At 64.2% G+C, this 13163-nt stretch carries 12 protein-coding genes; 7 read left to right on the top strand and 5 right to left on the bottom strand.

What is annotated here, in order from left to right; all coding sequences use genetic code 11:
* Positions 1-8 precede the first annotated feature (8 nt).
* Positions 9-923, top strand: coding sequence for an MlaA family lipoprotein (locus tag AC2S2E_RS02635; RefSeq protein WP_486523577.1), 915 nt, complete (start codon positions 9-11; stop codon positions 921-923).
* Positions 924-976: 53 nt separating this feature from the next.
* Here AC2S2E_RS02635 and AC2S2E_RS02630 read toward each other — a convergent pair whose 3' ends face one another.
* The 4 genes from AC2S2E_RS02630 to AC2S2E_RS02615 all read right to left on the bottom strand — a co-directional run bounded on the left by AC2S2E_RS02630 (position 977) and on the right by AC2S2E_RS02615 (position 3143).
* Positions 977-1513 carry a cytochrome b gene (locus AC2S2E_RS02630; protein WP_486523576.1) on the bottom strand — a complete coding sequence of 179 codons (537 nt, stop codon included), beginning with the start codon at positions 1511-1513 and terminating at the stop codon, positions 977-979.
* Positions 1514-1963: 450 nt separating this feature from the next.
* Complete coding sequence (locus AC2S2E_RS02625; RefSeq protein ID WP_486523575.1) at positions 1964-2224, bottom strand: hypothetical protein; 261 nt, start codon at positions 2222-2224, stop codon at positions 1964-1966.
* A 111-nt stretch (positions 2225-2335) separates the two neighbouring features.
* Positions 2336-2827, bottom strand: a complete 492-nt coding sequence (locus AC2S2E_RS02620) for a type II TA system antitoxin MqsA family protein (protein ID WP_486523574.1) — start codon at positions 2825-2827, stop codon at positions 2336-2338.
* Between the two features lies 1 nt (position 2828).
* A complete protein-coding gene (locus AC2S2E_RS02615) occupies positions 2829-3143 on the bottom strand; it encodes a type II toxin-antitoxin system MqsR family toxin (RefSeq protein ID WP_486523573.1) in 315 nt (104 codons plus the stop codon).
* A 219-nt stretch (positions 3144-3362) separates the two neighbouring features.
* Between AC2S2E_RS02615 and AC2S2E_RS02610 the strand changes: the two genes are divergently transcribed.
* The 6 genes from AC2S2E_RS02610 to AC2S2E_RS02585 all read left to right on the top strand — a co-directional run bounded on the left by AC2S2E_RS02610 (position 3363) and on the right by AC2S2E_RS02585 (position 12708).
* Positions 3363-5387: a ParB/RepB/Spo0J family partition protein gene (locus tag AC2S2E_RS02610; protein WP_486523572.1), complete on the top strand. Its 2025-nt coding sequence runs from the start codon at positions 3363-3365 to the stop codon at positions 5385-5387.
* Positions 5388-5489: 102 nt separating this feature from the next.
* Positions 5490-6224, top strand: a complete 735-nt coding sequence (locus AC2S2E_RS02605) for an ArdC family protein (protein ID WP_486523571.1) — start codon at positions 5490-5492, stop codon at positions 6222-6224.
* Positions 6225-6381: 157 nt separating this feature from the next.
* Positions 6382-7731, top strand: a complete 1350-nt coding sequence (locus AC2S2E_RS02600) for a tyrosine-type recombinase/integrase (RefSeq protein ID WP_170172298.1) — start codon at positions 6382-6384, stop codon at positions 7729-7731.
* Positions 7728-9515, top strand: a complete 1788-nt coding sequence (locus tag AC2S2E_RS02595; protein WP_170171450.1) for a hypothetical protein — start codon at positions 7728-7730, stop codon at positions 9513-9515. The genes AC2S2E_RS02600 and AC2S2E_RS02595 overlap by 4 nt, the downstream gene beginning before the upstream one ends.
* Positions 9512-11674, top strand: a complete 2163-nt coding sequence (locus tag AC2S2E_RS02590) for a hypothetical protein (RefSeq protein ID WP_008068559.1) — start codon at positions 9512-9514, stop codon at positions 11672-11674. Before AC2S2E_RS02595 ends, AC2S2E_RS02590 begins: the two co-directional genes overlap by 4 nt.
* Positions 11675-11844: 170 nt before the next feature.
* The gene (locus AC2S2E_RS02585; RefSeq protein WP_018076189.1) at positions 11845-12708 is read left to right on the top strand and encodes an ArdC family protein; all 864 of its coding nucleotides are present in this window, start codon (positions 11845-11847) and stop codon (positions 12706-12708) included.
* Here AC2S2E_RS02585 and AC2S2E_RS02580 read toward each other — a convergent pair whose 3' ends face one another.
* Positions 12709-13125, bottom strand: a complete 417-nt coding sequence (locus tag AC2S2E_RS02580) for a MerR family transcriptional regulator (protein WP_008068555.1) — start codon at positions 13123-13125, stop codon at positions 12709-12711.
* Positions 13126-13163: the final 38 nt, after the last annotated feature.

Below are 13163 nucleotides of genomic sequence, written 5' to 3'. Positions count from 1 at the left end.
GCAGGCAAATGACCATAGCGGTGCTGACATGCTTGCTGTTGCAGACGCCCTTGCCGGCCATCTTGTCGGATGGCCACTCGACAACCTTTGTGCAGAAGACGATGCTGGCAGTTTCGTCACCGAAGGAGGAGGAAGCAAATAGTGGAGATCCAGCTTCCACATCCCTGTCGTTAAGGCCAGAGCCGCTAGTTCCCGCGCCGACTGGGCAAGACAGTCCTCAGGATTCCATCGTCGTGACGGCGATGCGGGACAATGTTCCCGGCGATCCCTTGCAATCCGTCAACATCAGGTCCTTCGCGCTGACCCATTCGATCGACAAAGCCGTTTTTCGACCCGTTGCCCTTGCCTACAGGCATGGTTTGCCGTCGCCGGTTCGCAGCGGTCTGCGCAATATCCTCACCAATCTCAACGAGCCGGTCGTATTCGCCAATTATCTGGTGCAGCATCATCCTGGGAAGGCGGCCGAGACACTCGGGCGCTTCACGATCAATTCGATCATCGGCGTGGCAGGCTTGTTTGACGTGGCGAAAACACGCAGGTTCAATCTTCCCCATCGGCCTAATGGCTTTGCCGACACGCTCGGGTTCTACGGTGTCAAATCAGGGCCTTTCCTCTATCTCCCGCTGATCGGCCCGTCGAGTGTGCGCGACCTGTTTGGTGATGTCGTTGATCGTCTTACCTTGCCCCTGGCGGTCGGCAGGCCATTCAATCGACTGGCCTACTCCATCCCGACGACAGCGATCAGGCTCATCGACAGGCGTGCGGAATTCGATGATCGTCTTCAGAAGCTGCATGAAGATCCGGCCCATGCCTACGCGACATCGCGGGCGTTCTACCTACAGATGCGCCAGGCTGAGATCGAGGCTCTGCATGGTAAGCACATCCCCGATGAGCAAAAGGCCTCTGCGATCAATATCCAATAATTGAAGCCGTGCCAGAGCCACGCATTGAGCAACTCTGGCAAGACAGGCGCCGATCAGTAAGGCAGCATCCGCTTGAGTGTGCTGTCGCGCAGCGCATAGTGATGGAACAGTGCAGCCGCTGCGTGCAGACCGGCAAGAAGGATGATCGCCCAACCGACGAGTTCATGGGCTTCACCGATGGTCTGGGCCAAAGCCTTGTCGGGCGCGAATGCGGACGGGACAGCAAACAGCCCGAAGAAGGTGAAGGCCTCTCCCTGCGCCCAGCGAAACACAAAGCCCAACACGACTTGACCGCCGAGCAGGATATAGAGCAGATAATGTACGCCTTTGGCTGCCCAATAAGGCAATGTCGATTCGATTTCTGGGAGGGTGCGGCCAAACATCAGACGCCAGACGACACGAAGCGTCGCCACCACTGCCAGAACCAGACCCAGCGAGATATGGAGTCCTTGCAGTTCATGACGCAGCGGTGTCCCGCGTGGAAGAAATCCCCAAAATTCCGCGAGCCCGAACAGCGTTACGACGAGAAGGGCCGTAACCCAGTGAAGGAGGATCGTGATAGCGTCATATCGTATTATAGAACCGGTCATGAAACGCCCCTTCTCCTCATCCGATGCTCATGTGATGTGAAAGTCGACCTCAAGTTTGAAAAGTGCGCGATCGCTTGGAATACGCACCCAGTTCAAAGCGATCCACCGCAGCGATATCAGTGTTAATCCGGCACAAAACGCCAGCAAACATATAGGTCGGTCTGCGCACTCCCTCCGGCTAAGGGGAGAATCTGACCAAACCCTGACGTGATCAAGGAGGTGATCCGCGAACGTCATCGGGGCCAGCAGCCATATGGCACTGCGTGAACAGATTGAACGCATGAATGCAGAAGGTCGACGAAAATAAATAATAAAAATATTTATGTTGTGAAAATAAATTGTAAATTTGCTGTGAAATTTTATTTTTATTTATTAGAAATGTATGAAAATTATGATATATATTTGATATAATGATTTTTATCGTATATTCATTCTATGTTATTTATAGGTTTACTGTGTAATGGCTATGGGTAAATATTTTTGATTTTGAGGTGGAAAGGTTGCCAGATAGACCATGCCAAGGAAGCTTGAAGGCATCTGAACATACCGAGTGGCGATGGCGCGGTTGATTTTCAGCCTGTCGAATGCGCGGTTGCGCTGGCGGTACAGCATCCGGTCATGGTCGATTTTCTCACGGTGATTGGATTTGGCCGGGATGACAGCCTGCATTTCGCGGCGAGCAAGGTCGGCACGAATGACATTGGTATCCAAGGGCTGCTTAACAGAGATAATCGCCTACCAGACTTGGCTGTTTATGCCGGTGAACAATGCTCGCAAGTTCGCGCAGGCGCTGGCGGCCTAATGAAACTCGCATTGAGGCCGTCAGGCCGCGGCGTTGCGCACACCGCGCTTGATGCGCTTGCCGATAGGCGAGGTCGTGCCCGATGAGCGCGGATCCGGCGTCATCGCCTTTGGTGTCGCCATGCGGAATGATCGCAGAGTTGCGACCTCCTCGGGATGGCGGGCCAGGATCTCGATGAGGCCCACCGCCGCGTCACTTGGCGGCGTGCGGCCACTTTCATACTTCTGGAATGCTCGTTTGCCGCCACCAATGATAACGCCGGCTTCTTCCTGGGTCAGGCCGAGCTTTTTCCGCACAGTCTTGATGCGGGCAGCATAGGCCTCGCGGAGTTCCTTGAACGCCTCGTTAAAGACGCGCAAATCTGCGCCGCTGTGAATGGCATCGCCATCGCCTTCCGGATACCAGCCCGGTACATCCACGACACGCGAGAGCGAGCCGACGCGCACCGTCTGCGGGCGTGTGTCGCGGCGCAGTTCCTGGCCCGTCTCGGGGTGAATTCGCGTCTCGCTCATCTCAAACCTCCTTGAAGGATGTCAGCACGACATCGATCAACGTCTCGCCAGCAAACTTCAGATACAACCAGAGGCCATCGCAGGGGATGTTGTAGGTGTCGTGCCAAATCCGATGGTTCGGCGGGTTGTGCGCGGTCTCGGACTTGATGAAATCGCCCGGTTCCAGCGCCTGCACGACATCGACAATATCCTCGAGCGAATAGCCGATCTTCTGGGCATCGCGGGCCGCCTTGCTCGTGATCTCAAGTGTGTCCACATCGGCAAACTTGGCCTGGATCGCTTTGAGGTCATGGTGCGGGGTCCGCTTTACCGGCATACCTAATACACCTTAAAGGTCATTTTTTCAAGAGGCGCTTTTGCAAGGCTGAACGGGGGAATCGGCGATGCAAACTGTTCGGATCGCTGCCTTAGCGCCCCACGCGCCGTGAGGAAACAAACGCCCAGAGAAAAGGGGAAAGCCATGGGGCGAGGCCCCCTGGAGGCGAAAGCGTCACCATGATCCGGGCCTCTCGACCCAAGCGCGGGAGACCCTACCATGCAGTCAATCACCCTGACCCACGCCAAGCTGCGCCTGTCCGAGAGCAATGTCCGCAAGGCCAATGGCAACGCTGGCCTTGAGGCCCTGGCCGCCAGCATCGCCGAACACGGCCTGTTGCAGCCGCTCATCGTCAGCCCCTCGGCGGGCAAGAAGACCCTCTACGATGTCCACGCCGGTGGCCGCCGCTGGCGCGCGATCGGTCTGCTGATCGAACGTGGCGTGCTGCCCAAGGATTACGCTATCGACGTGCGCCTCTGCGAGAACGAGGACGCCGCCGCGCGCGAGATCAGCCTTGCAGAAAATCTGATCCGCGAGGCCATGACGCCGGCGGATGAAGCGCGGGCCTATCGTGACATCGTGGATGGCGGTGCCGATGCCGAGGCCGTCGCGCGCCGCTTTGGCGTAACCGTCCGCCATGTGCAGGGCCGTCTGCGCCTTGCCGATCTGGCCGAGCCGATCTTTGCGGCGCTCGCCGCTGGCGAAATCACGCTCGATGTCGCCATGGCTTATGGCTCGACTGGCGACCGTGAACGGCAGGCGGCGGCATGGGAGCGCCTGTCGACGAGCTGGCAGGCTGACAATCCGCAGGCGATCCGCCGCGCGATTGCCGAGGAAAGCCTCTCGGCCGATCACCCTATCGCACGCTTTCTGGGCGAGGCCGAATATGTGGCCTGCGGTGGCCGGATCGAGCGCGACCTGTTCGCCGCCGAAGGTGAAGGCCGGTGGCTCGATGGCGATCTCGCCATGGATCTCGCCGCCAAGAAGCTGGCGCATGAGGCCGAGGTCGCCGAACTCGGTTCCAAGCTCGCCTGGGTGAAACCGACGTTGGCGACTCATGTGACCTATGATGAGACCAAGGACCTCCACGCCTATTGGCCGCGCCGGGCCGAACCCAGCCCCGAGGCACAGGCCCGCATGGATGAAATCTCCGACCGGATGACCGAGATCGCCGAGATCCTCGACGCGCCCGACGAGGGCGATGATGTCGACGCGCTGGAGGCGGAATACAACGCGCTCGATACCGAGCATGACCGGCTCGCTGACACCGACCTGCTGATCCCCGAAGAGGACAAACCCAACGTCGGCACCTTCCTTGTGCTGGGTAAGGATGGGCAGCCGCGCCTCCTCGAAACCTATTACACTTCGACCAAGCCCACGCGGCGGCCCTCCGCATCGGGCGAACCCATGAGCGCCACTGAAATCGAAGGCGAGGAACCCGCGCCTTCGGCCAGCCTGCCGCGCTCGCTCGAAGAGCAGATGGCCAAGGATCGCCGCGACGTGTTGGCGCTCCACATCGCCCATGATCCGGTGCTGGCCCTCGATCTGGCGATCTTCAGTCTGGCTCGCGATCATGCCGGGCATTTTGGCTACTCCGACACCGGCTGCACCATCCGCATCACCGACCGCAACGAGCCCTCGGGCCTGACCGGCATTCCGGCGAGCCCCGCTGTGACCGAACTCGAACAGCAGCGCGCCAGCCTGCCCAATGACTGGGCTAGCGACGAGGACAGCTTCTCCTCCTTCCTCGCCTTCCGGTCGCTTGACGATGGCGTGAAGGCTGGCTGGCTTGCCTATGCCGTCAGCCAGAGCCTCAAGGCCAGCCTTGCCTGCGGCACGCACGCCTGCACCTTCCAGAGCCGCCTTGGCGCCGAGATCGGCATCGATATGGCGCAGCACTGGCGGCCGGGTGCGGAGAACTTCTTCGACCGCATCAAGAAGGCGCAGATCCTCACCATTCTGGGCGGGTTCGATCCTGAAATTGCCCTGCGCTATGCGGCGGCCAAGAAGACCGAACTGGCGACGGCTGCGGCGCGCCTGTGTTCTGGCGACACGATCATCGAGCCCGAGATCAAGGCCAAGGCGCTTGCCTGGGTGCCCGATGTGATGCGCTTTGGCGACCTTGCGAGCGATCCTGTCGGCGACGGCATCGCGCCTGACGCCGAGCTTGATGGCGCCGAGGATCTGCCCCTTGATGCCGCCAATCAGAACGATGCCGACGGCCCGTTCAGCCAAGCGGCCTGACCCTCAACCTCGAACAGCCACCGGACCCACCCTCCTTCCGCGCCAAAGCGGGAGGAGGATGCGAACGCGCGAGCAAGGCTCGGATCAGGAGGAGACCATCCCATGAAGCCCCGTCACGACATCTATGCCACCGTCACCGCCCAGCTCGTCGCCGCGATTGAATCCGGCGCGGGTGAATGGCGGATGCCCTGGCACCACTCCGGTGCGCCAGTCATGCGCCCGACCAGCGTTGCAGGTAGGCGCTATTCCGGCATTAATCGCCTTGTCCTGTGGGCCACCGCCGATGCCTGCGGCTACGCCTCGGGCATCTGGGCGACCTATCAGCAGTGGCGCGCCAATGGCGGACAGGTCCGCAAAGGTGCGATCGGCACTCATGTCATACTCTGGAAAAAGGTCGAGCGCGGCGATGCCGCCACAGAAGCGGGCGGAGAAGGCGACTCTCGCGCCCGCTTCTTCGCGCGCAGCTTTGTCGTCTTCAACCGCGATCAGGTGGACGGCGCCGAGGAGGCCGCCGAGAAGGAGGTCGCGCCCATCAGCACCTCGGTCGCCGATGCGCTGACTTTCCTCGAAGGGCTTGGCATCCCGGTCGAATACGGCCTGCATGACGCCTATTACCGGCCTGACATCGACAAGGTCTTCATGCCCGAGCGCATGGCCTTCGACCATGACCTCGATCTGGTGTCCACACTCGCACATGAGGTCACCCACGCGAGTGGACATGTGGACAGGTTAGCCCGTGAGACGCTGCGCGACTATCACAAGGAACGCAGCATCCGCGCGCGCGAGGAGCTGGTCGCCTTATCTGGACAGTCTGCGCCGCCCGCAACATTGCAGTAAGGTCGGCGATGGACGCCCACGGTAGGCAGTAATCAGGCTGGCCGTAGCGCTGACCCAAGAGCTGGCGGAGGCCAGCCTGATTGCTGCCGGGCCATAGCGCGCATCGGTGTGAAGGTCAGCTTCCGGGTGGGGGGTCCGGGGGGAGGGCTTCGCGCCGGTGTCGATCATTTCTGTTTACGAGCGCCGCGAGGCCAAGGGCCTCGATGCGCATGTGCCGCTGATCCAGCGCGGCGACGCGCTTTATGATCCCGATCTGGATCGCTTCTTTCTCGACCTGCCGCTGTCGGACGTCCGCTCGCGGCACTCGCTTCGCGCCTATGCCTATGATGTCGTTGTCTGGCTTCGCTTTCTCGATGCCTGCGGCAAGACCGTGTGGGCTGCGACCCGCGACGACGTCGATGCCTATCATCGTGAGCGACGCCGCGACGAGGCCGATCACCGGATAACGGCCGCAAGCTGGAACCGCGCCGTCGCCAGTCTCGATCGCCTTTACCGTTGGGGTGAACAGCAAGGGCTGATCACCGACGCGCCGTTCAGCCGCCGCGCCGTGTGGCGACCGGCGCATGGTGGCCGTCGCGGCATGATCGCGGCGCGCAACGACGCCTATGAACGTGTCGCCAGGCGATCGGATGTCCGGTTCGTCACGATGGACGACTACCGCATTTTCGGCGAGGTCGGCCTGCGCGGGCTCACCCCTGACGGCACGGAGCGCCCCGGCGCTCGCGACCGTAATGGGCTACGCAACGCGCTGTTCGCCGATCTTCTCGTCACCACTGGCCTGCGCCTCGAAGAGGCGTCGGGCTTGCTCACCACCGAGCTCGCGGCGATCGACCGCGCGGACGGCGATGCTGGGCAACTTTGGCTGCCTCTCCCGCCGCCGCTCACCAAGGGCGACCGGGGACGCAGCGTTCTGGTCCCACGCCGGCTGCTTCGTCAGATCGCCGCCTATGTTGCCGTCGAGCGCGCAGCGGGCGTGGCCAAGTTCGCCGCACGCGATGGCGCGGCCCGCTTCGAGCGACCGATCCCTGTCACCCGCGCCGGTCTCGACCGCATGCGCGATGTCTGCACCCCGGAGGAACGATGCCGCCTGATCCTGTGCGACGAGGATGGATCGCCCCGCGAGCCGGCGGCGCTATGGCTGACCGAGGTCGGGCAGCCTGTCCGCCCCAACTCGTGGGAGGTGATCTTCACCCGCGCCTGCAAGAGGTGCGCGGAGAACGGCTTCCCGCTGTCGATCAGCCCGCACCAGCTTCGCCACACATTCGCGGTCCATATGCTCGCCTTGCTGATCCAGCAGCGGCTGCGCGAAGCGGCATTGCCGGCGGGGCCGGTGGAGAGCTATCGTTTGATCCTGGGCGACCCGCTGCAACAGGTGCAACGCCTGCTCGGCCACGCGAGCCTCACCACCACCTATATCTACCTCGACCATATTGCGACCCGCGCCGATACGGTGGATGCGGCGGTCGAGGAGCTGCTCGCGCTGCTGCCGGGACCGCAGGGCGCATGAGCGGGCGTGCCCGCAAGGGTCGGCCCGTCGTCTTCTCGCCGATCACGCCCGAGCCCGTGCAGCCTGATCCCGTGCTCGGCCTCAAGTTCACCATCGAGGCGCGGCATGGCGGGACGGTCCTGATCGATATGGCCGCACTCGATCCTCGTCCGCTCGCCATCGCCTTCGCCGGCGCGCTGCGTCGGTCGGCCGCACTCGGAGGACCGATCGGTGCGGCGAGCGTCATCAAGCAGTATTTAAATGCCTACCGCCTGTTCTTCGCCTGGCGTGGCGACGAAGCGCTGAACGTGGCTGGCGTCGGCGACCTGCGCGCAGCCCATATCGATGGGTTCGCCTCCGCGCTCGACCGCCGCGGGATGGGCGCGATCCACCGGCACATAACGGTCGGCAAGATCGTCAACACATTGCGCGCGATCGAGGCAGACTGGCCCGATCGGATTGCGCCTGACCTGCATGAGCGGCTGCGCTACACACTGGCCACGTCGGCGGGCCGCTCGACCCCGCGCGATGCTTATAGCCCCTTCGTCGCCCGCGTGTTGCGCGACGCCGCGAGGACCGACGTCGAAGCGATGTTCCGCCGTCTCGGTGCCGACGACCGCATCGATGAGGGCGACCCGGTCATCGCCAGAGCGCGGGCCGACGTCGAAGCCATCATCGCGCGGCAGGGCTTTATCGTTGCAGACCATCCGGCGCTGAAGAGCCTCTATTTCATGCGCATGCGGCGCGGATTGCCGATCAGCACGCTCATCGACGATCTGCATGGCCGCCATCACCTGCTTGCGCGCGATCTGCCGGCGCTGCTCGTGCTGCTCACGCTCGATACCGGCCTCGAGCCCGAGTGCCTGAAGGCGCTGACCACAGATTGTCTCACCAACCCCCATGCCGGCACGGTGGAGCTGCGCTATCTGAAGCGCCGCGCCCGCGGCGCCGAGCACAAGAGCATGCGGGTGCGCGATGGCGGTGGCGGCACACCGGGCGGCCTGATCCGTCGCCTGATCGACGTCACCGCCGCCGCCCGCGAGCACCTGCCTGACGATTGCCTCTGGGCCTATCACAACGTCGGCGGCCTTCGCGGTGGCATTTTCGATCTCAAGCACCAACTTGCAGCCTGGGCTCTGCGCCATGGCATCAGCGATGATGACGGCAAGCCGCTCCACCTGCTGCTCTCCCGGCTACGCAAGACCCACAAGGCGCTATGGTACACCAAGACCGAGGGGCACATGACCCGCTTCGCGGTCGGCCACTCGCGCGAGGTGGCGGCGCGCCACTATGCCGATCTGCCGTCGCTCCGGCCCCTGCACGAGACGGCCATCGCCGACGCCTTCCGCGCGGCGGTCGCTGCCGCGATGCCGACCGTGCTTCCGCCCACCGCCGAACAGACGTTGCGCGAAGCGCCCGATCAAGCTGCGCCGCTGATCCCGCTGGCTAACGTGGGGCCGTTGCTCGACGGCGAACTGGATGTCTGGCTCGCCGCCTGCGCGGGCTTCCATAGCAGCCCCTTCGCCGAGGCCGGATCACCCTGCGCGCAGCCCTTCTGGGGCTGTCTCGATTGTCCCAACGCCGTCATCACCGCGCGCAAGCTCCCCGCGATCCTCGCTTTCCTCGCATTCGTCGAAGAGCAGAGGCTGAGCCTGCCCGCGACCGACTGGGCGGCCAATTTCGGCCGCGTCCATGCCCGCATCACCGCCCAGGTCCTGCCGGCCTTCTCCGATGCCGTCATCGCCGATGCGCGCCGGCAGATGGAGAGCGAGCGGCTTTATCTGCCGCCAGAGGTCCGCACATGACCATGCCCGCCCATGCCCAGGCGCCCGCCTTCGACGATCGCCCCGTGCTGGCGAGTGCGCCGCTCAAGGAAGGCCATATCCGTGAGGAGCTATCGCGCGTCGGCGACCCGAGTTGGGATCTCGGTCCCGCCGTCTTCCGCGAGAACGCCCGGCGCTGCCACGTTACCGTGCATTTCGACGTGCTCGAACATGCCGATGTCCAGGCAGCGATGCGTGCCTATCTCTACGCGCGCCTCAACGTCGATCTTCCCGGCTATCGAACGAAGTTACCACCCGCCTGCATACGCCAGGTATTCAACCGTGCTCGCCGGTTCTTCGCCTTCGCCCGTGAGCGGCTCGGACGGCTCGACGTTTCCCGTATCGATCCGCCGTTGGTCGATGCCTATGTCCGTCATCTCCGCGACGATCCTGCCCGACGACCCGTCATCGTCGGTCACCTCCTCGAAGTGGTCTCCGATCTCTATTACTATCGTGACCACCTCGCTGGCGGAGGCCTTGCATTCGAGCCCTGGGCCGGACAGGCGCCCGCCCGCGTTGCGGGCTACCGCCATGTCCGGGAGAACTGCACGCCGCGCTTCCCGGAAGTGGTTATCGCCGCGCTGCTCGCCTGGTCGTTGCGCTACGTCACCATGTTCGCTGACGATATTCTCGCCGCCCGCCACGAGCTTGATCGGCTCGAAGCGCGCCGGGATCGCCTTGCCGCCGACGACGCGGGCCTTCCGGACGCGGATCGCCGGCAGCGTCGCCGCGCCCGCCTGAACGCCTATTTCGATCGCCGCCGCCGCGAGGGGCGCGGCGTACCGATCTGGGGCACCGCTCATAACGGCAAGCTGCGCATCGATCCGGGCACCGGCGCCGTGACCCCACCGATCAACGCCCATCTCCTGCATCTCCATGCCGGGATAGACGTGCAGGCCGAGCCTGGCGCGCATTTCATGCTGACTGGCGGTGAAGCGAGGTTGATCGACGCAGTGGCGGCCGAGCTGGGGGTCGAGGTCGGCGGCATGGACACGCCGATCACCATCGATCCCGAGAGCGGTCGGCCATGGCGCGAGCGCTTCGACGCGAAGACTCTCGCACACGAGGAACGGATGCTCCAGGCCGCCGCCTATATCGTGTGCGCCTACCTGACCGGCATGCGCGACTGCGAGGTGCAGGCGATGCGGCGCGGGTGTCTCTCGATCGCGCGCAGCGAGGACGGCCTGATCGAACGGCATCGCATCCGATCGACCATCTACAAGCGCCGCGCCGCCGCGGGCGAGGCGGCGAGCTGGGTGACGATCGAACCGGTCGCAGACGCGATCGCGGTGCTCGAACGTCTGTCGGCAGGCGCGGCACGCGCCAGCGGCAGCGATACGCTCTGGCCGGTGCTTCGTCCCCGCGCTGTCAGCAAGACGCATCTGTCGAGTGAGGTGGTGCGCCAGCTCAACACCTTCCGCGATCACCTCAACACCGCCTTCGGCAGCCCCGATGAGCCGGTCATCCCGCCCGGTCCCGATGGCAACCCATGGCGCATCACGACGAGGCAGTTCCGGCGCACCATCGCGTGGCACATCGCCAACCGTCCGTTCGGCACCATCGCCGGCATGATCCAGTACAAGCACGCCTCGGTCGCCGCGTTCGAAGGCTATGCCGGGACCAGCGCATCGGGGTTTCGCGCTGAGGTCGAGGCGCAGCGCCGGCTCGGTCAGATTGACGACCTGCTGGACTATTTCGACCGGCGTCAGGGCGGCGCATCGCTCGGCGGTCCGGCGGGACCGCGTATCGCACGGACGCTCGACGATGCCGCCGTCAAGCTCGGGCCATTGCCCGCCATGATCGCCGATCGCGCCCGCCTGCGCGTCATGCTCGCCAGCGTCGCGCGCACCTTCCATGTCGGCCCGCTCGCGGATTGCTTCTTCGATCCCGCGACCGCGCTCTGCCTCAAGCGCGTGACGACCCCCGATCCGGCACAGCCGCTCACCGCCCTGTGCGAGCCGACCCGCTGTCCCAACGCCTGCATCACCGCTCGCCATAGGCCGGCCTGGGAACGCGCGGCGGCCGATGCCAGGGCGCATTTACGCGAACGGCGCATCTCCGATCTTCAGCGTCAGGCTCTCCAGCGCGAGCTTGATCGCCTGACCGCGGTGATTGCCGGGATCGATCCTCCCGCGCCGTAGACCACCCCGGCTGTTGGCGGAGTCCTGCGCCGGTCGGCGCGCCCGCGCAACGGCTCTGCCGTCCTTCGCTTCGCTGCGGCCCTGACGGGTGCGCGAGCCCCCCTGTGCCCGGCGCGAACGGGCCTCCGCCGTCGGGGATGGTCCCCGGCGCGAGAACGAAAGAACAGATCATGTCAGCCTCACAACGCTCAGACGTCTATGCTCGCGTCACGCAAGCGATCGTCGACGCCATCGAAGCCGGCACCGCCACCTGGCGCATGCCATGGCATCATTCCGGCGCCGACGTCACCCGCCCGACCAACGTCGCCAGCGGCAGGCCCTATCGCGGCATAAATACGGTCTCGCTCTGGGCGGCCGCCTATGGCAGCGGCTATACGAGCGGGGTCTGGGGCACCTATCGCCAGTGGCAGGCGCTCGGCGCGCAGGTCCGCAAGGGTGAGCACTCCAGCCTCGGCATCCTCTGGAAGGAGTTTCGCGCGAAGGATGACGACGCCGGCGACGATGACGACCACCGCCGGCTTTTCGCCAAGGCGTTCAGCCTGTTCAACGCCGATCAGGTCGATGGCTACGCGCCCGAACCGGGGCCGGACCTGCCCGAGAGCGAACGCCTCGCCGCCGCCGAAGCCTTTATCGCCGCGCTCGGCATCGAGACTGTCTACGGCTCGGCCAGCGCCTATTATCATATCGCCGAAGACCGCATTCACATGCCGGATTTCAGAGCCTTCCACGATGCCCACGGCTTCTACGCCACCCATATTCACGAGGCGGCTCATGCCAGTGGCGCAGCCCACCGGCTCGACCGGGATTTCAGCGCCAAGTGGACCAGGCACGCGCTTGCCATGGAGGAAGCGACCGCCGAACTGACCGCATCGTTCCTGCTCGCCGATCTCGGGATCGCGCACGAACCGCGACCCGATCACGCGGCCTATATCGCCTCCTGGCTGCAACTGCTCAAGGACGAGCCCCGGGCGATCTTCACCGCGGCGAGCAAGGCGCAGGCAGCGGCCGACTGGATGCACGCCCAGCAGCCATGATCAGGCATCTGATATCTCTGCGTGGAGCGCCTGCAACAGCGGACAGCCCGGATCCTGGCCCGCATCGCAGGCGCGCACCGACGCAGCCAGAACCCGTTCCATTCGTCTGAGGTCGGCGATCCGCGTGCGCACGTCCTCAAGGTGCGAGGCCGCCAGTTCACGCACGTCGGCACAGGAGGCCTGTCCACCCGCCGCCAGCCCCAACAGCGCGCGCACCTCGTCGAGCGTGAACCCCAGTTCCCGGGCGCGGCGCACGAAGCCGAGACGCGCCACATCCTCAGCGCCGTAATTGCGATAGCGGCCACGCCGCGGCGGGATCGGCAGCAGCCCGATCCGCTCGTAATAGCGGATCGTCTCGATATTGCAGCCGGTGCGGCGGGAGAGCTCACCGATCTGGATCGCGCCGGTTCCAGCCATCGTAAAAATACCTCTTGAGTCTGTAGCAACTACAGACG

This window comes from Novosphingobium sp. 550D, assembly GCF_057401885.1.
Note: the sequence above shows the minus strand (reverse complement) of the source record. Positions and strands in the feature narration are given on the sequence as shown.

Excerpts from the sequence above, each read along its gene's own strand:
- AC2S2E_RS02635 (WP_486523577.1), top strand. The coding sequence starts at position 9 with ATGACCATAGCGGTGCTGACATGCTTGCTGTTGCAGACGCCCTTGCCG.
- AC2S2E_RS02630 (WP_486523576.1), bottom strand. The coding sequence starts at position 1,513 with ATGACCGGTTCTATAATACGATATGACGCTATCACGATCCTCCTTCAC.
- AC2S2E_RS02620 (WP_486523574.1), bottom strand. The coding sequence starts at position 2,827 with ATGAGCGAGACGCGAATTCACCCCGAGACGGGCCAGGAACTGCGCCGC.
- AC2S2E_RS02615 (WP_486523573.1), bottom strand. The coding sequence starts at position 3,143 with ATGCCGGTAAAGCGGACCCCGCACCATGACCTCAAAGCGATCCAGGCC.
- AC2S2E_RS02610 (WP_486523572.1), top strand. The coding sequence starts at position 3,363 with ATGCAGTCAATCACCCTGACCCACGCCAAGCTGCGCCTGTCCGAGAGC.
- AC2S2E_RS02605 (WP_486523571.1), top strand. The coding sequence starts at position 5,490 with ATGAAGCCCCGTCACGACATCTATGCCACCGTCACCGCCCAGCTCGTC.
- AC2S2E_RS02595 (WP_170171450.1), top strand. The coding sequence starts at position 7,728 with ATGAGCGGGCGTGCCCGCAAGGGTCGGCCCGTCGTCTTCTCGCCGATC.
- AC2S2E_RS02590 (WP_008068559.1), top strand. The coding sequence starts at position 9,512 with ATGACCATGCCCGCCCATGCCCAGGCGCCCGCCTTCGACGATCGCCCC.
- AC2S2E_RS02585 (WP_018076189.1), top strand. The coding sequence starts at position 11,845 with ATGTCAGCCTCACAACGCTCAGACGTCTATGCTCGCGTCACGCAAGCG.
- AC2S2E_RS02580 (WP_008068555.1), bottom strand. The coding sequence starts at position 13,125 with ATGGCTGGAACCGGCGCGATCCAGATCGGTGAGCTCTCCCGCCGCACC.